This is a genomic window from Candidatus Ruminimicrobium bovinum (genome assembly GCF_902760015.1).
Taxonomy (GTDB): Bacteria; Elusimicrobiota; Endomicrobiia; order Endomicrobiales; family Endomicrobiaceae; genus Ruminimicrobium; species Ruminimicrobium bovinum.
In genome coordinates this window covers 1-22,546 of record NZ_CACWEU010000177.1, presented here as the reverse complement: position 1 = coordinate 22,546, position 22,546 = coordinate 1, and the positions used below count along the sequence as shown (strand labels likewise).

At 27.3% G+C, this 22,546-nt stretch carries 22 protein-coding genes and 1 pseudogene; 8 read left to right on the top strand and 15 right to left on the bottom strand.

All coding sequences use genetic code 11. The features are described from left to right. Positions 1-403: hypothetical protein (locus tag ACMUOV_RS05955; protein WP_413854192.1), on the top strand; the 403-nt coding region annotated here is incomplete at its 5' end. A gap of 391 nt (positions 404-794) precedes the next feature. Beyond that, the gene (locus ACMUOV_RS05950; protein ID WP_413854191.1) at positions 795-1,355 is read left to right on the top strand and encodes an ORF6N domain-containing protein; all 561 of its coding nucleotides are present in this window, start codon (positions 795-797) and stop codon (positions 1,353-1,355) included. 318 nt (positions 1,356-1,673) lie between these two features. On the opposite strand, the gene ACMUOV_RS05945 is transcribed toward ACMUOV_RS05950, so the two are convergent. Next, on the bottom strand, positions 1,674-2,321 hold the full coding sequence (locus ACMUOV_RS05945; RefSeq protein ID WP_413854190.1) for a hypothetical protein: 648 nt from the start codon (positions 2,319-2,321) through the stop codon (positions 1,674-1,676). Positions 2,322-2,501: 180 nt separating this feature from the next. On the opposite strand from ACMUOV_RS05945, the gene ACMUOV_RS05940 reads away from it, so the two are divergent. Then, positions 2,502-5,408, top strand: coding sequence for a P-loop NTPase fold protein (locus ACMUOV_RS05940; RefSeq protein WP_413854189.1), 2,907 nt, complete (start codon positions 2,502-2,504; stop codon positions 5,406-5,408). Between the two features lie 86 nt (positions 5,409-5,494). Next, positions 5,495-6,526 carry an AbiH family protein gene (locus tag ACMUOV_RS05935; RefSeq protein WP_413854188.1) on the top strand — a complete coding sequence of 344 codons (1,032 nt, stop codon included), beginning with the start codon at positions 5,495-5,497 and terminating at the stop codon, positions 6,524-6,526. Positions 6,527-6,848: 322 nt separating this feature from the next. Here the strand turns inward: ACMUOV_RS05935 and ACMUOV_RS05930 are convergent, their stop codons facing one another. Next, on the bottom strand, positions 6,849-7,541 hold the full coding sequence (locus ACMUOV_RS05930) for a hypothetical protein (RefSeq protein ID WP_413854187.1): 693 nt from the start codon (positions 7,539-7,541) through the stop codon (positions 6,849-6,851). A gap of 56 nt (positions 7,542-7,597) precedes the next feature. Here ACMUOV_RS05930 and ACMUOV_RS05925 point away from each other — a divergent pair. Then, positions 7,598-7,777: pseudogene (locus tag ACMUOV_RS05925) on the top strand (dTDP-glucose 4,6-dehydratase); the annotation flags it as partial. A gap of 121 nt (positions 7,778-7,898) precedes the next feature. Here ACMUOV_RS05925 and ACMUOV_RS05920 read toward each other — a convergent pair. Both ACMUOV_RS05920 and ACMUOV_RS05915 read right to left on the bottom strand, forming a co-directional pair. Further along, a complete protein-coding gene (locus tag ACMUOV_RS05920) occupies positions 7,899-8,219 on the bottom strand; it encodes a nucleotidyltransferase domain-containing protein (protein ID WP_413854186.1) in 321 nt (106 codons plus the stop codon). Continuing rightward, positions 8,198-8,590: a HEPN domain-containing protein gene (locus ACMUOV_RS05915; protein WP_413854185.1), complete on the bottom strand. Its 393-nt coding sequence runs from the start codon at positions 8,588-8,590 to the stop codon at positions 8,198-8,200. Before ACMUOV_RS05915 ends, ACMUOV_RS05920 begins: the two co-directional genes overlap by 22 nt. A 382-nt stretch (positions 8,591-8,972) precedes the next feature. Here ACMUOV_RS05915 and ACMUOV_RS05910 point away from each other — a divergent pair, with 382 nt between their 5' ends. Both ACMUOV_RS05910 and ACMUOV_RS05905 read left to right on the top strand, forming a co-directional pair. Next, a complete protein-coding gene (locus ACMUOV_RS05910) occupies positions 8,973-9,230 on the top strand; it encodes a type II toxin-antitoxin system Phd/YefM family antitoxin (protein WP_413854184.1) in 258 nt (85 codons plus the stop codon). Beyond that, positions 9,230-9,541, top strand: coding sequence for a type II toxin-antitoxin system RelE/ParE family toxin (locus tag ACMUOV_RS05905; protein ID WP_413854183.1), 312 nt, complete (start codon positions 9,230-9,232; stop codon positions 9,539-9,541). Before ACMUOV_RS05910 ends, ACMUOV_RS05905 begins: the two co-directional genes overlap by 1 nt. A 144-nt stretch (positions 9,542-9,685) precedes the next feature. On the opposite strand, the gene ACMUOV_RS05900 is transcribed toward ACMUOV_RS05905, so the two are convergent. Both ACMUOV_RS05900 and ACMUOV_RS05895 read right to left on the bottom strand, forming a co-directional pair. After that, complete coding sequence (locus tag ACMUOV_RS05900) at positions 9,686-10,474, bottom strand: hypothetical protein (RefSeq protein ID WP_413854182.1); 789 nt, start codon at positions 10,472-10,474, stop codon at positions 9,686-9,688. Between the two features lie 245 nt (positions 10,475-10,719). Beyond that, positions 10,720-11,916: an ATP-binding protein gene (locus ACMUOV_RS05895; protein WP_413854181.1), complete on the bottom strand. Its 1,197-nt coding sequence runs from the start codon at positions 11,914-11,916 to the stop codon at positions 10,720-10,722. 569 nt (positions 11,917-12,485) lie between these two features. Here ACMUOV_RS05895 and ACMUOV_RS05890 point away from each other — a divergent pair. Continuing rightward, positions 12,486-13,706, top strand: a complete 1,221-nt coding sequence (locus ACMUOV_RS05890) for an ATP-binding protein (protein WP_413854180.1) — start codon at positions 12,486-12,488, stop codon at positions 13,704-13,706. 351 nt (positions 13,707-14,057) lie between these two features. Here ACMUOV_RS05890 and ACMUOV_RS05885 read toward each other — a convergent pair whose 3' ends face one another. From ACMUOV_RS05885 to tmk, 9 genes are read right to left on the bottom strand one after another with little or no spacing between them, the layout of a single operon-like run. Continuing rightward, complete coding sequence (locus ACMUOV_RS05885) at positions 14,058-15,320, bottom strand: NAD(P)/FAD-dependent oxidoreductase (protein WP_413854179.1); 1,263 nt, start codon at positions 15,318-15,320, stop codon at positions 14,058-14,060. Next, complete coding sequence (locus tag ACMUOV_RS05880) at positions 15,313-15,873, bottom strand: AAA family ATPase (protein WP_413854178.1); 561 nt, start codon at positions 15,871-15,873, stop codon at positions 15,313-15,315. The genes ACMUOV_RS05885 and ACMUOV_RS05880 overlap by 8 nt, the downstream gene beginning before the upstream one ends. Before the next feature lie 2 nt (positions 15,874-15,875). Beyond that, a complete protein-coding gene (locus tag ACMUOV_RS05875; protein ID WP_413854177.1) occupies positions 15,876-16,943 on the bottom strand; it encodes a PorV/PorQ family protein in 1,068 nt (355 codons plus the stop codon). A 4-nt stretch (positions 16,944-16,947) separates the two neighbouring features. After that, positions 16,948-18,372, bottom strand: a complete 1,425-nt coding sequence (gene gcvPB / locus ACMUOV_RS05870) for an aminomethyl-transferring glycine dehydrogenase subunit GcvPB (RefSeq protein ID WP_413854176.1) — start codon at positions 18,370-18,372, stop codon at positions 16,948-16,950. A 4-nt stretch (positions 18,373-18,376) separates the two neighbouring features. Further along, positions 18,377-19,723 (bottom strand): aminomethyl-transferring glycine dehydrogenase subunit GcvPA, encoded by a 1,347-nt coding sequence (gene gcvPA / locus ACMUOV_RS05865; RefSeq protein WP_413854175.1) that lies wholly within the window; start codon positions 19,721-19,723, stop codon positions 18,377-18,379. 3 nt (positions 19,724-19,726) lie between these two features. Further along, a complete protein-coding gene (gcvH, locus tag ACMUOV_RS05860) occupies positions 19,727-20,107 on the bottom strand; it encodes a glycine cleavage system protein GcvH (RefSeq protein ID WP_413854174.1) in 381 nt (126 codons plus the stop codon). A gap of 20 nt (positions 20,108-20,127) precedes the next feature. After that, positions 20,128-20,928, bottom strand: coding sequence for a stage 0 sporulation family protein (locus ACMUOV_RS05855; protein ID WP_413854173.1), 801 nt, complete (start codon positions 20,926-20,928; stop codon positions 20,128-20,130). Positions 20,929-20,958: 30 nt separating this feature from the next. After that, positions 20,959-21,909, bottom strand: a complete 951-nt coding sequence (gene holB / locus ACMUOV_RS05850; RefSeq protein WP_413854172.1) for a DNA polymerase III subunit delta' — start codon at positions 21,907-21,909, stop codon at positions 20,959-20,961. Next, positions 21,894-22,532 (bottom strand): dTMP kinase, encoded by a 639-nt coding sequence (gene tmk / locus ACMUOV_RS05845; RefSeq protein ID WP_413854171.1) that lies wholly within the window; start codon positions 22,530-22,532, stop codon positions 21,894-21,896. The genes holB and tmk overlap by 16 nt, the downstream gene beginning before the upstream one ends. Positions 22,533-22,546: the final 14 nt, after the last annotated feature.

Below are 22,546 nucleotides of genomic sequence, written 5' to 3'. Positions count from 1 at the left end.
TAGAAAATGGGTAATTTGGTATTTTGAAAATATCCAACATACAGGTGAGATAAAACCACATTACAATATTGTAATTCCGATAACAGAAAATAAAAGTATATTGTTTTGTTTAATCACTTCAAAAGTAGAAAAGATAAAAAGATTTTATGCTAACAAACAAGAAAAAAACAGTTTAATAGAATTATCAAATAAAGATTTAAGTTGTTTAACAAAAAATAGTATTATAAATTGTAATGTTCCGAAATTAGTATCCAAAGAAGAATTGTGTAGGGTAACAAGAAATTTCAAAGAAATAAAAAATGTTCAAATATCGAGACAATTAAAAGATAGAATACAAATTGCGATATTAGAAAGCCCGGTAGTAGAACAAATTATAAAAATTTTAATAGACACTACTTTATAACCTAAACAAAAACCAATATTGAATACGAAAAATAAATTATGACGATATGGTAAAATACAACCCTGCATTTATAAGTTCAGCATCGGTACATCCAAACAGAGAACAATTTTTCAAGAGATACAAAAATGAAGAACTCAACAAACTAATCCCTGAACTCCTCAACGAAAAACCTTTAGTCCTCAAAATTTTTAGAAAACTCCTCAAAAAAATTTTTAAATAGTAGATTTTCAAATAGCAAACCTCCCTTGAATTTTATAAAATATCAATTATTATGAAAAAAATGTTTTTTAAATTTTTTATACGATGGAAGGTGAATTTAATAAATATTTGATAAAACAATACAAATTTATTATAATATAGTAGTTTGGTAATGAGACCAATGGAGAAATTTATGAAAAATTTAGTTTCTAATGAAAACAATATTGAACAGAAAATTTTTGTAATAAGGAATCAGCGAGTAATGATAGATTCCGATTTAGCTAAATTGTATGGAGTAAAAACTAAAAGATTAAATGAAGCTGTTAAAAGGAATATTAAACGATTTCCTGAAGATTTTATGTTTCAATTAACTGATGAAAAACAAAGTGAACTGGTCGCAAATTGCGACCACCTCAAAAATTTAAAATATAGTTATCAAAATGCTTATGCTTTTACCGAGCATGGTGTAACAATGCTTGCAAGTGTTCTTAATAGTGATAGGGCTATTGAAATCAATGTACAGATAGTAAGAACATTTATTAAATTAAGACAATATGCAATTAATAAAGATTTGAATAAAAAAGAAATAAATGAATTAAAACAAGTACTATTGTTACACATAGAAAATTCCGATAACAGATTTGCTAAACACGATGAAGCAATAAGAAGAATAGTATCAGTATTAAATAATTTTATAAAACAGCCAAAAAGAGCAAGAAACAAAAAAATTGGATTTGATTTAACAAAAAAATAATATTGAATATGAAAAAATAAATTATGCTGATATGATAAAATACAACCCTGCATTTGTAAGTTCTGCTCCTATGCACCAAATCGAGAAAAATTTTTTAAAAGATATAAAAATGAAAACTTAAACAAACTAATCCCAAAACTCCTCAACGAAAAATCATTATTATTCAAAATTTTCAAAAAGATTATTAAAAAAATTTTAAGAAAATAACTAAAAAAAACTTTTTTGCAGAAGTTGATTATATTGAAGCCTACAAAAGAATTCTAAATTTTGTAAAAAACTTTCGGTAATTCTTGCTCTCTCCTTTTGAAATAAGTTGTTTTACTTTTTAATTCGTTCTTTTAATGTTTTTATTCTATTTATTACGGGCATTATATCATAATCAATATTTGTAGGATTAAAAAAGTCTAATACTGCAGAGATACTATCTTGTAGAAACATTATTGTATAAATTGAAGTTTCTTCTCTTAATAGTCTTAATAAATTTTTGTCACCTATATCAATGGTTTTCATAAGAGAATGACTATATGTACAAAGATCTGTATATATTACATCATAAAATTCTTTAAAATAGACTTCTTTTGCTCTATCACTCAAAGATTTACTTTTGTTATAGTCATTACTATAACTTCTATTGATAAAATCATTACATAAATCCTCAGCCCATTTTTTATCTTTAATGTGTTCTGGATGATGAAAAATATAATGAATATTAACAAAGTTTTCAAATAATGTTCTTAATGCTATTATAGAAATTATAATACCACCATTTAACATGTTTTCTATTATTTCAAGAGCAATGCTTTCTTGTGTGACAAGAAGAGTATTGATAGCTATTGTTGAAAGTTTTTCATTTCTAACATTACTAACTTTTTTTAGTAATAGCCCTATAATTTTAACATGTTCTTTAAATATTTCTTTTGATTCTTTTATAATTGATAATGTGTCTTTATCTATAGGAAATAACATAAACTCATTATACAAAATTTATTGTAGTGAAAAATATCTTAAAAAATCGTTAATTGTTAAATTTATAGGATATAAAATACTTCTTTAATTTGGTAAAATAGTGAAAAACACAAATAAGTTTTATGGAGAAAAAATGTTGTTTTCTGAAAAATTTAATGTGCTTGAAGAAAAAAAATAAAAATGAATAACAAAAAAAATAAATTTTATGAAATAATAGAAAGTTCAATATTTAAATATTTTGTGTATTTAATAACTATATGCTTATTGGCACATTTGAATGAAGATATTAAAAAAATTTTTGTTTATTTAGTATATGAACATTTTTATTTTTTGATGGCTTGTGTGCTTCTATTATTATTACTAATCGATGTGCCGTATGCAAGAACAAAGTATAAAAAATATATTAATAAAATTTTAAAAAAACATATTCTTTTTTCTATTTATATAATTCTATCTTTTATTATAATAAAAGAAAAAGTTATATTTGCACAAATATCATTTATAGTCGTAATATTTATTATTCCAATAATTGAAATAATTAAAAGCTCTATAAATAAGAATAAAAATAGAGATAAGTTAGATAATCAAAAAATTATAATAGATTCAGATAAACCTATAACAAAAAGAGTTCAAGATTTTTTAGATAGATATCCTTTTATAGAAAGCCTCAAAAATATTTTATTAAAAAATCAAAAATTCTCTACAAATGAAGGTTTTGTTTTAATTTTATCTGCAAGTTGGGGAGAAGGAAAAACAAGCTGCCTTAATTTATTAAAAGAAGAATTAGCTGAAGAAAGAGAAAGAAATCCTTTTTATTTTATAGACATAAATCCATGGTTTAATGATACTACAGAGAAATTATTAAATGCCATTTTTGGCGAAATAAATCATTTTGCAAAAACAAACTCTCCTCATATTTCTTTAGAGAATCAGTTTGACGAAATTGTAAAACTTTCAAATCTTAAATTAGGTAGTATAGAGCTACAATTAGATAAATTTACGGAAAACAAGAATATACAAAATAAAATAAAAGAAATTGGTGATATTTTAAGACAATATAAAAAAAGAATAATAATTACTATAGACGATATAGATAGATTAGATAAAAATCATATATTATATATATTGCAAACTGTTCAAATGTTTAAGCAATATACAAATATTATTTTTATATTAAGTTATAATTCTGCAAAAGTAGAAGAAATATTATGTGAGAGTTCTGATTCTTGTTTTACTGACAAAACAATTTATAAGAATTTATACTATAAAAATTATCTTGAAAAAATAGCCTCTGTCATAATAGCATTACCGAAAATAGAGGATATTAATATACATAATATTTTATTTGAAAAAATAAATGATATTTTAGAAGAAGAACAAATGCCTAAAATAAACAGAGGAGACTTTGATTTTTATATCGCAACATCAAGATTTAAAACTATAAGAGATATTAAACGGTTTTGCAATACTTTTTTTATATCTTATGCACAAGTAAAAAATGAAGTTAATGTTTTTAATTATATAAATATTACTACATTGTTTGTGTTTTATCCAGAACTTTATAATGAAGCTTGGAAAAATCAATATAAGTGGTTTAAAGTTGAAGATAAACAAAATGATGCTGAACAAATAAAACTTATAAAACAATATTTTAAAAATATAACAGAAAGATATAATGAGGAAGATATTGAAAATATAAATGAATTAATAACATTAATCAGTCCAACTTACGAAAAAATTCCAGCAAAAGCAGGTAAACATTACTTGAAAATGGCAAATAAAGGAGCTAAAAGTTATTTTGTAGATGATAGATATTTGCAATATTATTTTACTCATAATTTTTCAAAAAATAGAATACCAGATAAAATTTTAGATGAGAACTTACAATATTTTTTTAATGAAAAAGATGAGAAAACAAGAGAAAAAAATATATTAGATTTTATGAATGAGTATTCTTCTAAGATATCTGATATTTTTAGATATTTGAATATTTATTGTGATGATAAATATTATAATTTGATTAAACAAATAATATTAATATTTGCAAAAAATTCTTTCGAATTAACACAAAATTTTTCAGAAATCACAGAGTATATTTGTAAAATAATATCAAAATTGAAAAAAGATAAAATAATAGAAATAAATAATTTTTTAATAGAGATAATAAATATATCCTCGTCAATATCTTTTTCTATAGAAATATATGAAACATTAAATTCATACAACGAAAGTTTATTAAATAATGATATAAATAAATTACTGGATGATAAAATTTCAAATGATATAGAAAAAGCTTTAGAATGTTTTAAATATGAACAGTATACGAAATATATTTACACTTGGATACGGAAATATTATGTTATACGAGTATCAGAAATTGTAGATATCATAAATTTAAAACCAGAAGATTATATATTAATTAAACAAAAAGTAAAGAAAGCATTACATTATATTAAAGGTAATATTGAATATTTTATGATATTTATTGGCAAAAATTTAGAACAAACTATAAAAAATTATCGTGATGACAATACGTTTGAACATCATTATTTTAGTAATTTTATATATTTAATTGATATATGGGGAAATGATACTATTTTGGATATGTTAAGTAATTTTCTTAATAATGGTAATGGATTAAATTATGATAAAAGAATTGATAAATTAAATGAATTGTATAGAATTACACTATCTGATAAAAAAATAAAACAACTTGTTAAAGAACATGAAAGAATATTTCTGCATAAGATAGTTATTTATGATTTAATTAAAGATATAAATGTTAAAAATTTTGTTGTTGAAAAAGAGAATAAAGATTTTGATTTTTCATATACATATAACGATATAAAGTATTTAGTTGAAATTAAATATGGTAATAATTTTAATTTTAATGGTATTATAAAACAATTAATTAATTATATTGATAAACAAAAACAACAAGTTGCATTTTTATATTTAGTGGTTGATACGGAAGAAAAAAAATTAAAAATGAAAAAAGATTTAGATGTTCTTGTTTCTAAAATAGATTATAAAGACAAATTTATATTTAGAATTGAGATAAAAAAGAATTTATTAGAAAAATATTAATTTTTAGCCTTTTTTCTTACAATAATAAATTTACCAAATAGTCAACATATCATATAAATAGTAAAATAATACATCTTAAATAAAATTTGGTAACAACTAATATGTCTAAGCAGACGGATTTAAAAATATCTCCAGATATAAAAAAGCCTAAAAACTATAGAGATACTTTAATAATTGTAGGTAATGGTTTTGATATTTGGCAGGGGTTGCATACCGGTGCTGGAGATTTTAATCGTTATTTTAGACGACATCAATCTGAAATTTTGAAAAAATTAAATATTCTACCTGTTGAAATGAGAGAAGGGGACGGCCCTATAGAATATGGAACATCATTGGATATGATTTATGGTGCATCCACCGGGGAATTTAAAATTTATTCGGATTTTTGGTACGAATTTGAAGAAGCTTTAGGTGATATGGAAGAAGAAAGTATTATTCGTTTTTTTGGAACAAAGCCAAGTGATATTGAAGATATTCGTAGGCATACAACAAATGCTTGGCATATTTTAAAATATGTTGTTCCTCACTGGATACAAACTGTTTCTATTCCCAAATCTCCATTACCTTTTGTTTTTCCTTCAACATGTTTGTTTTTAACATTTAATTATACTTTAACTTTGCAAAAACGGCAGAATATAGACAAAAGTAATATTTACCATATTCATGGGTGTGTTAAGCATCCGGAATCCATTATTTTTGGACATAATAGTTGTCCTCAAAAACCTCAAGACTTTGATATAAGAGTTTTTGGCGGTTCATTTAAAGCAGGACACTATTTATTAGAATTACTTCATAAAACCGATAAGAAAATAGCAACACGAATTAGGGATTACAAAAAATATTTGCATAATTATCATTATTTACTGAGAGAAATTCGTAATATTTATATTGTTGGGCATTCCTTAGGAAAAATTGATGCTGATTATTTTAAATTTTTACGAAAGTCTGTTTGTCCTAATGCAAAATGGCATATTAGTTATTTTTCGGAAGAGGATAAAAAACGAGCTGAAACATTAATGCATCATCTCAAAATTCGTTCTAAACAATATGAATTATACCCATCGATAGACAAATGTTTACAACCATTTATGTGTTCAATAGAAAATAAAAAAAATTAGTTTTTCTTATCTGTTCCACCCACCTTGATTAATAAAAATAGTTGAAGGGTTGAAGGCTTGAAATGTTGAATTGCAGTTGTTGCCAATTTTCCGTCGGATTTTAAAGCTATTTTAATTTGATAAACAAACATTGTTATGATCTAAAGAAAGATAATATTCTGATGAATTGTAAAAAAAAATGTCATTGACTTTTACATCTTGTATATAATATAATACGGGTGTCAAGCAAGCATTGATAGAAGTTTAATGACTTCTAAGCTTGCTTGATTTTTTTTATGATTTATATTATACTAATGGTGCAAGTGGGACAGTGACTTCAGTTTTATGACTGATGTGTCCCGCTTGTTTTTTTATTTGCTTCTAACACATCATATAAATGAACAATTTGTGGTTTTTCTTCACTTTCTCCTATATATTGTTCGGTATGCAATACTATTTTATATATTTTATTACCAATTTTCACTTTGCTTATAAAATAATGATATTTTGCTATATTTGGTTTCTTATCCGGTTTGGTATTTCTCTTAGATGTTTCATAAATAGAATTGTTTATTAATTCTTCTAACCCCATTATATATTTGTTGTGTCTATGCATGGTTGATTTTGATATAATTGTTCTTTTACTACTATTTATAATGTGTTCTCTTTTCTTTCTATTACCTCTCACATCAATAAACCAATCAGGGGAAAGTGTTGCAAATTTGGTAGCTTCGTCTACTAATTTTTTTACATAAGCTCTTACTTCTTGAAGTGTTGGTGTTGTTTTAAATTTATTCGTCCAATCCAATATTGGCGGTTCATCGGATTTATAAGAGGATATTTCTTCATTGAAATTTAATAATATTTCCGTGTTTTCTTTTTGAAATTGTTTAAAAATATATTCAGCTTCTTCTTCGGTTAAAATTATGTTTTTCTCTTCGGCAAAATTTTTAATAAAATCAATTGTTATTTCATAATAAGGAATATATAGTGACGAAATTTCTTTTTTGAGTTGTTCTAAATTTTGTGTGTTCATTTTATTTTGTTGTTTGTTAAATATTTTTTGTTATTATACCATAATTAAAACTATTCCACAGAATTTATCCAACAAAAATCAATAAAGAATTAGGTTGGCTTCCCGAAACAAAATTTGCAGACGGCATTAAAAAAACAATTGACTGGTACATAAACAATCAATCGTGGTGGCAACCCATAATAGACGGCGAATACAAAAATTATTACGCAAAAATGTATGGAAAAACTGAAAATTAAAAATTTTGCAAAGCAAATTTTTGGTTATAGGTTTATATGGTTATGAGATTATAGGTTCATAACTGTAGCTGAGAACTATATTATTTGATATGAAGTTTGATTAAAAAATAAGAATTAAATTTTAAATTATTTTAATTCCCGTATCGATTATTTCTCTAACAAAAGGATTTGTTTTATTAAAATCATTGATGGTAAAAGGATGAGGTTCTATTCTTAAATCTAGATTTCTTCTTAATTTCATTAAATACACCATATCATCAACAGGATCTCCAATAAAACTGTTTGAAACCACAGCGACATCAATATCACTATCTTCAGTAGCTTTATTTGTTACATAAGAACCGAATAAATAAACATTCTTTACTTTTATATTTTTTTTTAAAAGTAAAGCATATTTTCTAACAATATTTTTTATTGTTTTTAAATTTGTTTTTTTAGCCATAATCTTATTTCTTCTATTTTCTTTTTCTGTTCATTTGAATATTTTGGAGTACATCTCTTATAAAAAGATAATTTATAATCTTGATATCTTGCATTTATATTAAAGCTTGTTATTTCATCTAAGATATCTTGTTGCTCTTCGGTTAAAACGAGGTTTGCTCTATTTGCTAAAGACAATAAATCATGAATTTTCGGTACTGCAACATTTACTCCATTAGCTTTAACAAATAAAGCTTTCAATAACTTTTCTATTACAAGATGCCCGATAAACAGAGACCAATGGTAATCTTTGGATTTAAACATATTTTGCATTGTTTTAAAATCCATATCGGAACTATTAACCCAAAATTTTATTAAATCTTCTTTTCTCATACTTAGATTATAGCATATTTAAAAATATTAAACTATTGTTTGTATTGTTAAAGTTTTAATAAATTCTTTTACATAAGTTGATTAAATTTAATCCCTCAAAAGAATTTTAAAGTTTAGTGAGCTCCGAAAACTTAAATAACCTAATCCCCAACCCTCCTCAACGAAAAACCTTTAGTCCTCAAAATTTTTAGAAAACTCCTAATCTTGATGCATAGATGCATAGAACTCCCAACCACAAACTAAAAATATACCAATTTTGTTGGAAAACAATACTATTCCTAACCACCCCCAAATTTTTATAAAAGAACAACAAAACCAATGATATTGCTTTTATGATAAAATAATGATAAAATAATGATAAAATAATGATAGAGAGGATATTATGATAAAAATAAGACCGGTATCGGATTTAAGGAATAAATTTCCGGAAATTGAAAAAATTGTAAATAAAGGCAATCCTGTATATCTTACAAAAAACGGATATGGCTCAATGGTAGTTTTAAGCTTAAAACAGTATGAAGAACTTGTTCAAGATATAGAATTTAAGTTGGATGAGGCAGATATTCAAGCACAAAAAACAGATGTCCGTTATAAGCATAAAGATGTTTTTAACAGAATTAGAAAAAGAGTAAAAAAATAATGAATAAAAACTATAATGTTATATACCTGCCACTTTTTGAGAAAGATTTATCGGAAGCGGTTGACTATATATCAATTAATTTAAAAAGTCCCCAAGCAGCTTTAAAGTTAATAGATAAAGTTGAAAAAGCTATAATGAAAAGACTTTCCGCACCGAAGGCATTTGAACCTTTTATTTCCAAGAAAAAAAGGAAAGAGCAATATTACAGAATATATGTAAATAATTTTACTATATTTTATGTTGTTATAGGTAACACAATGGAAGTAAGAAGGTTCGTTTACAGCAGAAGACATCTTGAAGAATTAGTATAATCAATTCAAAAACCATTATATATCTTGTAGTTTCTATTCTTTTTAAATTATCTTATTTTCTTGGTGAACAAAAAACTTTTCAATTTCACTGAACATTAAAAAATTTTTATTTATATTAATGATATTTTTTGAGGGGGGAAAGTTTTATTTTTTATTGACTTTTGAAATCTTTTGAGCTATAATTAGTTTAGAGATTGGAAGATGTCCTAGAGGATAAATTTTATCGTTATAGGTCTTGATAAAGTCTTCCAGTCTCTTTTTTATTTCTACTTCATGTAAATACAGTCCTTGTCTATCAATTCCATTTTTTATAATAACTTCTTCTATATATCTTACGGTTCCTATTTTTATCGGTGCTATTATTACAAAAGTATTCCAATTTCTGCTTTTCCATTTTTTTTCTCTACTAAATATTTTCCCATACATTATTACTTCAGGAACAGCGATAAATGCACTTGCTTTTATTGCCCCAACCCCATGTGCTATATCATCCTTAACCCCTTCCAAATCTAACGAAACTTCACCAAGTTCTTTGTTTATTACTTTGCCGTTAAACTTTTCTTTGTAATATTTTGGAACTTTTATAGTAAGTTTTACTCCGTCCCTTTGAAATTCTTTCCCGGTTAATATTTTTACCGGCTTTCCGAGTAAAGCAAATCCTATCGCCTGTCTTATTTCTTTAGGAGCATGTTTTATATATTCTCTTATTTCTTTCGGTAATTTTGAATAATAATTTATTCCTTTTTTCTTTAATTCGTCTAAGTTTTTATAATCACCAAAATATTTTTTTATCTCTGTTTTGGTTATTTCTTTTTTCGAGCCGTATTGTTCAATTTCTTCTTTTAATTCAACTTGTTTTAAGTGTAATTTATCATATTCTTTTTCTATTAATTCTAATATCTGTAAATAGATTTCATTTTCTCTTTTTGTCATTATTTTGTCCTAAATATTATGAAGATTATTTTTATTATACCATAATTTAAAAACTCTTCAATAGGAATTGATTATATTTAAAATTATGAGAGATTTTTAAAGTTTAATGAGTTCCGAAAACTTAATTAAATTAATTCCTCAACCCTCCTCAACGAAAACTTTTAATCTTCAAAGTTTTTAAAAAACTTAGCAAAAAAAATTTTGCAAAAGTTGATTGTATTGAAAACTACAAAAGAATTTTAAAGTTATTTATCCAACAACCAATCTATGATATTTATTTGTTGTATTCCGTTGTGTGATATTAGTGGCTTTTCATCCGCAGTTATTAGAAACTTTTGATTGTTATCTTTTATATTTTCTAACGGTTTTAATTCTCTTTTTAATGTCTTTTCATTTGTAACGGTTTCTGCAACTTGATAATATTGAGTAATTCCATTTTTTATTGCAATGAAATCCACTTCATTGCTGTTAACTTTACCAATATATATTTCATAATTTCTTCTTAAAAGTTCAAGATAAACTATGTTTTCCAAATTTCTTCCAAAATCTTGTTTTTTACTACCTAAAATAAATCTTTGCAATCCTAAATCCGGAACATAATATTTTTCTGCTGTTTTTAAATATTGCTTTCCTATTATATCGTACCTGTTAACTTTATATAGAACAAAACTATCTATCATTGCAGTTAAATAATTTTCTACGGTTGGCGATGATATTTTTCTTCCTGCAGATGTCATAGTATCACTGATTTTTTTACTTGAAAAAATATTACCTACATTATAAAACATAAATTTTATTATACTTTCTAACATATTTACATCATTTATTTTTTTTCTTGAAATAATATCTTTTAATACAACAGCATTATATATTGCACTTAAATAATCGTTTATATACTGTTGATTTTCATTAAATTCCAAAATATATGGAAAAGAACCTTGTTGCATATACATTCTGAATTTACGAGTTAAGTCTGTTTGTTCTTTGAAATAAGACATATATTCTTTAAAAGATAAAGGTAACATTTTTATCTCTATATATCTGCCGGAAAGAAGTGTGGCAAGTTCTCCGGAAAGCAAATAAGCATTCGAGCCCGTTATATAAATATCAACATTAGATTTAAGATATAAACTGCTTAAAGCTTTTTGAAATCTATCTACATTTTGAATTTCGTCTAAAAATATGTAGTTTTTTCTGTTTGGAATAATTTTTTTGTTTATATAACTTAATAATGCTTTATAATCTGTTATATTATCATACATGCTATCGTCGAAGTTTATACTGATAATTTGTTTTGCAGAGATTTTGTTTTTTAATAAATATTCCTTAAAAAGTTCAAGCAATGTTGATTTCCCACATCTTCTTATACCGGTAACAACTTTTATTAACTGTTTATCTTTAAAAGCTATAAGTTTATTTAAATAATCTTCTCTTTGTATCATTGTATATCCTCTTATATTTTGATTATATACATTATTATAAACTATTTTTTTTATGTTTTAAAGTTTTTAAAATGTATTTTAAAAACTTATAGATTTTAGGGTTGTTTTTTAAACCTAATTTAAAAATATCAAAATAAAAAGAAATAAGAATTCTTCAAAAGATTTATAACGATGAGTAATGGATGTATGGATGAATTGAGATATGGAAACTATAAAAAGAAAAATTTAAATAAATTAATCTCAGAACTCCTCAACGAAACCCCTTTAGTCGTTAAAATCTTTAGAAAACTCCTAAAGAAAATTTTTAAATAATCAATTTCATCTTTTTATTTTTGCCGTTTCCATACATCCATACTTCCATGCCTCCATCCCTCTTCTGTCTATATCAATCTTCTTTGTGAACAAAATCCTATTTCTACCAACCATATGTTTTATAAAACACCAGCCATTATGAGCAAAGGAAGAATATTGCTTTTATAGATTTATCACTTGATATTTTATTAAAATTCGTGTAAAATGGAATTATGTTCCAAATTACACGAACTTTTTTGTTTTAAAGGAGTATTGTTATGTTGCAAAGAACTTTAGCTAAAACAATAAAAAAAATATCTAATACTTTTCCTGCATTACTTGTTACAGGTCCAAGACAAGTAGGTAAAACAACTTTATTGGAAATGTTATCTTCAAAAAAAAGAAGGTATGTTTCTTTGGATAATTTTGTAGATAGAGAACTTGCAAATAAAGAGCCGGAACTTTTTTTACAAAAATACAAACCGCCTATAATTATAGATGAAATTCAATATGCTCCTAAGCTTTTTACATATATAAAAATTTATATAGATAAACATAAAAATTCTAATGGCTTATTTTGGCTAACAGGTTCACAAAAATTTGAATTAATGCAAGGAATACAAGAAACATTAGCCGGCAGAATAGCAATTATAGATTTATTGGGTTTTTCTTATAAAGAAATTAATAAAATACCGAATGAAAGTAAACCTTTTTTAGTAAATACTGATTGGATAAAAAATAACATATCAATATTTTATAATAAAGATATTACCGATTTATATAAAACAATATGGAATGGCTTTTTTCCAAGATTAATAAATACAAAAAATAGAAATAGAGAGATTTTTTACAGAAGTTATATACAAACATATATAGAAAGAGATGTTAAAGAAGATTATTCTATAAGCAATGATATTACATTCTATAATTTTTTAAAAGCTGTTGCAGCAAGAACAGGGCAACTGTTAAATTATCAAGATATGGCGAGAGATTTAGAAATTGATAACAAAACAGTCAAAAATTGGCTTGCTGTATTAGAAAGATCAGGCCTTATAAAGTTACTTTATCCGTATTATAACAATATTACAAAAAGAATTATAAAAACACCTAAATTATATTTTTTAGATACAGGTTTATGTGCATATTTAACGGGTTGGAATAGTCCTAATGCATTAGAAACAGGTGCAATGAATGGAGCAATACTTGAAACTTATGCTTTTACAGAAATATTAAAGAGTTACTGGCATAATGGGAAGGAACCGGAAATATATTTTTATAGAGATAATGACCAAAAAGAAATTGATTTTATATTGGAACAAGATAATACTTTATATCCTATAGAGGTAAAAAAAACTACAATGCCGCAAAATGTAACAAAACAGTTTAATGTTCTAAATAATTTAAAGAAAAATATAGGAATAAAATGTATTTTGTGTTTAAGTAACGAAATTAAACCTATAACAAAAGATATTTATGCCATCCCTATTTGGAATATATAAAAATAATAAAACATCAATCATTATGAATAAATAAAAAATAATGTTTTGGTAAATGTTTTTTTATAAATTTATTAGGAAAAATATGAAAATTTTTCAAACTCAACTTTCTCTACAAATATTCATTATAACTATTAAATTGATTCAAATAGTATCAAAGAAAAAACTTTTAAAAAATAAATTTACCCGAAACGAAAAATGAAAATTAAAAAAATTTGTTGAACAAATTTTTAGCTGAGAGCTGATGAGCTGAGCAGCTGAAAAGTTTAACGACAAACTACAACGACAGATACATTCACTTCGTTCAGTATGACAAACTGAAACGACAGGTTATCGAGTTATGGGATTATAAGTTTAACGACGAAACGGCATAACGGAAGCTGATACACTTATTCCGGCTAAGTAGCCGGTAGAAAATGCTGCTTGAAGGTTAAAACCGCCCGTAGGAGCATCAAGGTCAAGAATTTCACCGCAAAAATATAAATTATCAATCAATTTTGACTTCATTGTTTTCTGTTCAACTTCGTCAATACAGACTCCGCCTTTTGTTATTATGGCTTCGTTTATACTTCTTGTAGATGTAACCGAAAATTTCATATCGGTTAAAGCAGTTAAATAATTTAATCGTTCTTCTTTATTTACCGCCGAACATTTTTTTGTTAAATTTATTTTTGCATATTTCATAAAAACATCTATCATTTGAACAGGTAATAACTCTTTTAACATATTTTTAACGGTAATACTGCCGAAATTATTTAATTCGCGTATTAAGCGTTTGTCCAATACTTCTTTTGTTAAAGCCGGTTTTAAATTTAATGATAAAAAAACTTCTTTTTTCTCTGATAAAAGTTTATAAATTAAAGAACTGATATTTAGAACGATAGGTCCCGTTGCACCGAAAATTGTCCATTCCATATCGCCGAATATTTTTGTTATCTCTTTATTGTTTGCAAAAACCGTAATTTCAACATTTTTTAATTTTAAACCGTTAAGCTGTTTTAGATAAGGGGAATTTATTACTATCGGCACAAGCGCCGGTGACTGGGAAATAATTGTATGCCCCAATTGTTTTGCAAATTTATATCCGTCACCTGTTGAACCCGTATTCGGATAAGATAAACCTCCGGTAGCTAAAATATAATTTTGTGCCTGAAAAAATTCACCGTTTTCCAATACAATTTCTTTGATTTTATTTGAATTTTTTGCAATATTTTTTACAGGGGATGAGGTTTTTATTTTTACGTTATTATCTTTTGCATATTTTATCAATGCATTTACAACAGCATTGGCATCATCGCAACAGGGAAAGTATCTTCCGCCGCGTTCAAGTTTTGTTTCTACTCCGTATTGTTCAAGCAGGGTAAGAATATCGGAACTGAAGAATTTATTAAAAGCACCGTATAAAAATTTTCCGTTTTGCCCGAATTCCGATATAAATTCTTTAATATTTGCACTGTTTGTTATGTTGCATCTGCCTTTTCCGGTTATTGAAAGTTTTATTGCCGGCCTTGATTTTTTTTCAAGCAGACAAACCGATTTTCCTGTTTTGGCTGCCGTCGATGCGGCAATTAAGCCGGATGCACCTGCACCTATAACAATAACATCAAAACTATTCATATTTATTTTTGATTTCTTTTACCAACTTATCTATATTGGAATATAATTGATTTATATCGTTTGTATCGTTGATAAAAATAATATCCGCCATTTTGCAACACAATGCAACCTGCTGTCCCGAGCCGGAACTTTGGGCTTCTTTTTTTTCAAGTTCAACAAATTTTTCAAGTGTTGCAGGGTCACCGGGTCTTTTTCTTTTTTGCATTCTTTCAAAACGAATTTGTTGAGGAGCATCTACATTTATAAGGACAAACCCTTCTATTGTTTTTAATTTTTCAACTTCTTTTGTGTGTCTTATTGATGTAATGCAATAATTTTTACCTTGTTCAAATTTTTTTATTACCGATTTTGCCAAAACATCGTTACCTTGTGTTTGCCTTAAATTTGTTCCGAAGGAAATTAAATTTTCCCGTGTAGGTTCAATATTTGCCTGTTTCATTAACAACCTTATTTCATCCGACAAAGAAAAATGTTTGAAGTTATATTTATTGACTATGTAATCTGCAACCGTATCTTTGCCGGAACAATAAGAACCTGTTAAACCTATTATCATTTTTATCTCCACTTATTATTTTTTTTAGTAGGATTTACTATGTTTTCGTTTACCCTTCTGCCACCTTTTTTATTGAAGTAATCGGACTGTTTTAATTGTTTTTGTTTTTTTACTTCTTCTTTCTTTTTTATTACAGAAACATCATTAATATCATTTCCGAATTTTATACTAAAAGAAAATCTGTGTGTCATACCTATATCACCACAAGGAACAAAAGCATAATCAAAAGATATATCGTTAAAGCCAACACCAAAACCGAAATTAAGCCAGTTAAAACCGGGAATATCTTTATTTCTACCGTCGTAACCCGCCCTTAATTTCAAATCGAACATATCACCCAATAAAATTAAATACTGTCCGCCTGCATTTATATATATATCGTTATCATTCGGAAAACTTAAATCAAATGCTATCAATAAATTATCAATAACAATTCTTGATATACCGGCTTTAATAATAAAAGGAAGTTCTTCTTCCTCATAATTGAATTTAATTTTTGTTCCCAAATTGGAAAAAGCAAGCCCTGCGGAAGTTTTTTCATTAATTTTATAAGTCGTTCCGAAATCTACGGCAAAAGCCGATGCGGACTTTTCTATTGTAGTATTTATATATTTTAAATTACCGCCGAACATAAACTTTTTATAGCTGTTTGAATATGATAAATAAACCGCTAAGTCCGTAGGGGAAAAAGAACCTGTTTTAGTGCCCGAAATATCTATTTTATCCATACTGCCGTAAGATACATATTGTGCGGCAATACCGAAGGTACCTGCTTTTTTTGTAGGCAATACAAAAGAAAGCCACTCGTAATTAATATCTTCAAACCAAATTGTATGAGAAAAAGAAAATTCTTTTTTTGTTAAACAACTTGTGTTTGCAGGGTTCCAGTATATTGCATTACCGTTTTGTGTGTTGCTTACACCTGCATTACCCATAGCGGCATTTTCCGCACCTATACCCAATTTTAAAAACTGCACTGCAGTTGTACCTATTTTATCGGATGATGCATAAGTAACGGAAACAAAAAACAATAATAAAAAAGATAATTTTAAACTGTTTTTTAAATTCATTTAATTACCATCGAAGTTGCGGCTTTCTTGCTGCCTGAACTTCATTTAACCTTGTAACAGGCGTATTTACGGGTGCTGCTTTAACAACTTCAGGTGTTTTATTTGATTCATCTATTATTTTAATTAAAACATCGGCAAATTCATCCAAAAGCTGCTTTGATTCCGTTTCGGTAGGTTCAATCATCATTGCTTCTTCAACTATAAGAGGGAAATAAATTGTAGGTGCATAATAGCCGTAATCAAGCAACCTTTTTGCAACATCAAGTGTTTTAACACCGTTACCCAAATAACCTTTTGAGGATAAAACAAATTCGTGCATACAAGTTTTACCCGTGGCAACTTTAATTTTATCTTTAAGTAAATTAAGCAAATAATTTGCATTTAAAACAGCATATTCTGATGCTTGTTTTAAACCTTTTCCGCCAAGTGCTTTTACGTAAGCACAAGCTTTTAAAATAACCGGGAAATTCCCGAAAAATGCTTTCATTTGCCCTATTGAATATTTTTCGTTACCGAAATCAATTTTAAATTTATCCGACTGTTTTATTATTCTCGGAGAAGGTAAAAAATCTTTTAAAAATGCTTTTACTCCGACAGGTCCTGAACCGGGACCGCCGCCGCCGTGAGGAGTTGAAAAAGTTTTATGTAAATTTATGTGCATAACATCAAAGCCGATATCTGCCGGACGAACCATACCCATAACCGCATTTAAGTTTGCACCGTCGTAATACATTAAAGAACCGTTTTTATGCATAACATCCGAAATTTCCGAAATTTGTTTTTCAAATATGCCCAATGTATTGGGAACCGTCATCATAATGGCAGCAACGTCTTTTGTTAAAATTTCACTTAATTTTTTTGCCGACAATGTTCCGTCTGTTTCGGATTTTAAAGAAATTATTTCAAAACCTGCCAATGCTGCGGAAGCCGGGTTTGTTCCGTGTGCAGAATCGGGAACTATTATTTTTGTTCTTTTTTCGCCTTTTGCTTTGAAATAGTTTGAAATTATTAAAAGCCCCGTGTATTCTCCGTGTGCACCTGCTGCCGGCTGTAATGTGAAAGCATCCATACCTGAAACTTCGCACAATGTTTTTTCAAGTTCTGACATAACTTCAAGGTTTCCTTGTATCGTTTCTTCTTCCTGCAAAGGATGAATATTTATAAAAGAATTAAATTTTGCAATTTTTTCATTTACTACTGGATTGTATTTCATCGTGCACGATCCGAGAGGATAAAAAGTATTGCTTAAAGCAAAATTTTTTCTTGATAAAACCGTAAAATGCCGAACTATTGTCGATTCGGATAAATCCGGTATATTTATCGGTGTTGTTCTTTGATATTTTTTATCTATTTCAAAATCCAAAGCAACATCACAATTTAATTCAATATCCTGTTTGTCAGAATTTATTTCATTTAATATTTTTTCCATTTTATTATTCCGCTTGTTTTAAAATTTCAACTAATTTATCTATTTCCTTCTTTGTTCTTTTTTCCGTAACGGCAAACATTAAACAATTTTTGTATTTTGAGTTTATTTGTTCTAAATTTAAAGGACCCAAAATATTATTTTCAAGTAAAAGTTTATCTATTTTATTAACATCTTTTGTAGTTTTAATTACAAATTCATTAAAAAACAAGTTATTGTCAAAAGCAGGGGAAAAACCGTTAAGTTTTGATATTAAATTAAAAGCATACCTTGCTTTTGATATGTTTATTTTTGAAAGATTTTCAATTCCGGTTTTACCTAAATATGCAATGTGAACACATGCCGCAAAAGAATTTAAAGCGGAATTTGTGCAGATATTTGAAGTTGCTTTTTCTCTTCTGATATGCTGTTCCCTTGATTGCAAAGTTAAAACAAAACCTTCTTTACCGTTTTTATCCGTGGTTTTACCGACTATTCTTCCGGGCATTTTCCATTCCAATGCTTTTTTTACCGCCATAAAACCGAAAGTAGCTCCGCCCATAGCCATTGCATTGCCGAACACTTGCCCTTCACCGACGGCAATATCCGCATTGTATTGTCCGGGAGCTTGTAAAAGTCCCAAAGAAACTAAATTTACTACTGAAATAAACAAAGCATTTTTTTGTTTTGTAATTTCGGATAATAAACTCATATCTTCAATTATACCGAAAAAATTAGGTGACTGCACAACAACAGCAGCAATATCATCGGCTATTTTTGATATTAAATTTTCCTGCGAAATTTTTCCGTTTTTTTCATCAATATCAACGGTTATAAGTTCAATATTGCTTAATTTGTCTGTATAAGTTTTGACAACTTTTATATATTGAGGATTTAATGCCGAAGAAATAATAACTTTATTTTTTCTTGATACCCTTACAGCCAAAAGAACAGCTTCGGCAACGGCAGTTGCTCCGTCGTATAACGAAGCATTTGAAGTATCAAGTCCGGTAAGTTCGCATATCATGCTTTGATATTCGAATATTGCCTGTAGTGTTCCCTGGCTTGCTTCCGCCTGATAAGGTGTATATGCAGTCCAAAATTCCGACCTTCCGGTAATTTCATCAACAACAGACGGTATAAAATGGTCGTAAATTCCGGCACCTCTAAAACATATTAAGTTTGCTTTGTTTTTATTCGCATAATTATTAAACAAATTCAACAATTCCTGCTCACTTAAACCGTCGGCAATATTTAATTGTTTTGCCCGTAAATTTTGCGGTATTTGCAAAGCCAACAATTCATCGGTATCTTTAACACCGATTTTATTTAACATTTTTTCTTTATCTTTTTTTGTTATCGGTATATAATTCATTTTTTAACCTTGTATTGTTTTTTCGTAATCTTGAGCCGACATTAAATTTTTCAACTCATCTTCATTTTCGGGTTTTATTGCAAAGAAAAAACCTTTACCGTAAGCATCTTGGTTTATAAGTTCAGGGCTTGATAAAAGTTCTTCGTTTATTTCAACAACGGTTCCGCTTACCGGACAATAAATATCAAATGCGGATTTTACAGATTCCACAACGGCACATGCCTGGGCTTGTGTAAATTTTTTGCCGACTTCCGGTAATTCTACATGAACGATATCTGTTATTTCATGCTGTGCATAATCGGTAATACCTACAATAATTTTATCTCCGTCTTTTTTGGCCCATTCATGAGTTTTTGCATAAAATAAATTGCTTGGAATGTTCATAAATTATCTCCTGTAAATTTTTATTTTTTCTGCTTTACAACCTGTGAAAAATTAAACCACTTTGTATTATTTTCGCTAAATTCCACATTTACCGTTTCTTTTATAAAATTTATTTCCTTTAATGTTCCTTTTCCCATCGGTGTAGAAACTATTGAACCCATTTCCGGAATTTTTTTCCTTAAACAAACATAAGTATCGTTTTCATAGGCCAGGCAACACATAAGTCGCCCGCATAAACCCGATAATTTTGAAGTATTTAAACTTAACTGCTGGTCTTTTGCCATATCTATCGTAACCGATGAAAATTCTTTTAAAAAAGTTTTGCAACACAACTGTTGCCCGCATGTTGAAATACCGCCGATAATTTTTGCTTCGTCTCTAACACCTATTTGAACCATTTGAATTCTTGTTTTTAAGGCATGTCCCAAATCTTTAATAAACTCCCTGAAATCAACTCTTGATTCCGATGTGTAGTATATAAAAAGTTTTGTCCTGTCAAAAGTATAATTTATTGTAGTTAATTTTAAATCCAACTTAAATTCTTTTACTTTCTTTAAAACCAAACCTAATGCCTGTTGGTTTTTGTTCTCATTATTTTGTAATCTCTTTAAATCGTGGTCGTTTGCTTTACGGACAATTTCCGCCAATTTAATATCTTTCGTTATTTCCAATTCTTTTTCGGTTTCAAAAACATAACCGAATTCCACACCGTGTTCCGTTTCAACAATAACTTTATCATTTAAAGAAAGTTGCAAATGTTTCGGTTTTGCATAAATTCTTTCCTTTATTTTTCTTACTATTACACCTACTACCAATGCCATTTTATTCTCCGTATTTTAGGAAAAAATTTCCTATATTTTTGAATTTATATAAATAAACAAATTATCCATCACGATACTTGCATTTATATTTGCATTTAAATAAGATTTATATTCACATAATTTATTTACAATTCCTGCAAATTTATCAGGTTCTCTTCTAAAATCAGCCGTTGCATATTCGGTTAAAATATCAATAACTTCCATAGCTTCTTCTCTATCCCTTGATGCTTTTTTGCTTTTTTCAACAATATCCGCCAAAGGTAACTTCTTTTTAGTAAGTTCCTGCCATAATGAAGAAAATTCATTTTGAGTATTTAACATTATTTGTTCGGCTTTGGCAATAGAGCCGTCGGAAAATTTTGCAATTTTTGTTGCAGCTTCCGTGCTTAAAGAATTTACCTCTTCAAGATACTTTATAATATCTTTCTCGGGTAAAGGTTGAAAATATATACTTTGAACTCTTGATAAAATTGTTGTCGGGATTGTTTCTCTGTGTTTTGCTATCAATATTAAAATTGTATCTTCGGGAGGTTCTTCCAAAGTTTTCAACAAACTGTTAAATGCTTCCAATGTCATTTTTTCTGCAGGTTCTATTATAAAAATTTTCCATTTACCCGTTATTTTTTTCATGGAAACATATTTTTGCATATATCGTATTAAATCTATTCCCAATTTGGTTTTATTTTTATCGCTTTCTTTTTCTGCAATTTCATTTTGCTTATCAAAATTTATCAAATGTAAATCGGGGAAAGAATTTTTGTCCGTCATTTTGCAGTTTTCACAATGCCCGCATGAACCGATATCGGTTTTTGTATATTCGTTAATTGAACAATTTAAAATTTTTGCAAATTCAAAGGCAAATTTTTTTTTGCCGATACCGTCTTCACCCATAAACAAATAAGCATGCGGAATTTTATTATTTTTTATTTGTTCGGACACTATTGATTTTGCTTTATTTTGCGCTATTATATTTTCAAACATTTTTCTATTTCCGCTATTATTAATTTTTGCGTATTTGCTATCGTATCTTGGTTTTTTATTTTCTTTATTCTGTCGGGATACATTTTTGCTAACGTTAAAAAACCTTTTCTGACATTATTATGAAATTTTAAAGTTTCTCTTTCTATTCTGTCGCCGTCGGTAAAATCATTTTTTATTTTTGCTCTTTCAATTCCTGTTTTGGGTGCAATATCAAGATACAACGTTAAATCCGGTTTTATACCTTCCGTTGCAACATTATTAAGTTTTTCAATGGTTTTTATATCTATTTTTCTTCCGAACCCCTGATAAGCTATTGTAGAATCTGTAAACCTGTCACAAATAACAACATTTCCTTTTTGTAAATTAGGTTTTATTACATCGGACAGATGTTGAATTCTTGATGCTTCGTAAAGAAATAACTCGCATAATGAAGTTATTTTAAAACTCGGATTAAGTAAAATATCACGAATTTTTTCGGCAACGATATTTCCGCCAGGTTCTCTTGTTAAAACAACGGTAAAACCTTTGTCTTGCAAATATTGTTTTAATAATTTCGATTGTGTAGATTTTCCGCAACCCTCACAACCTTCAACGGTAATGAATAATCCTTTTTTATTTTTCATAATCCTTTATATTT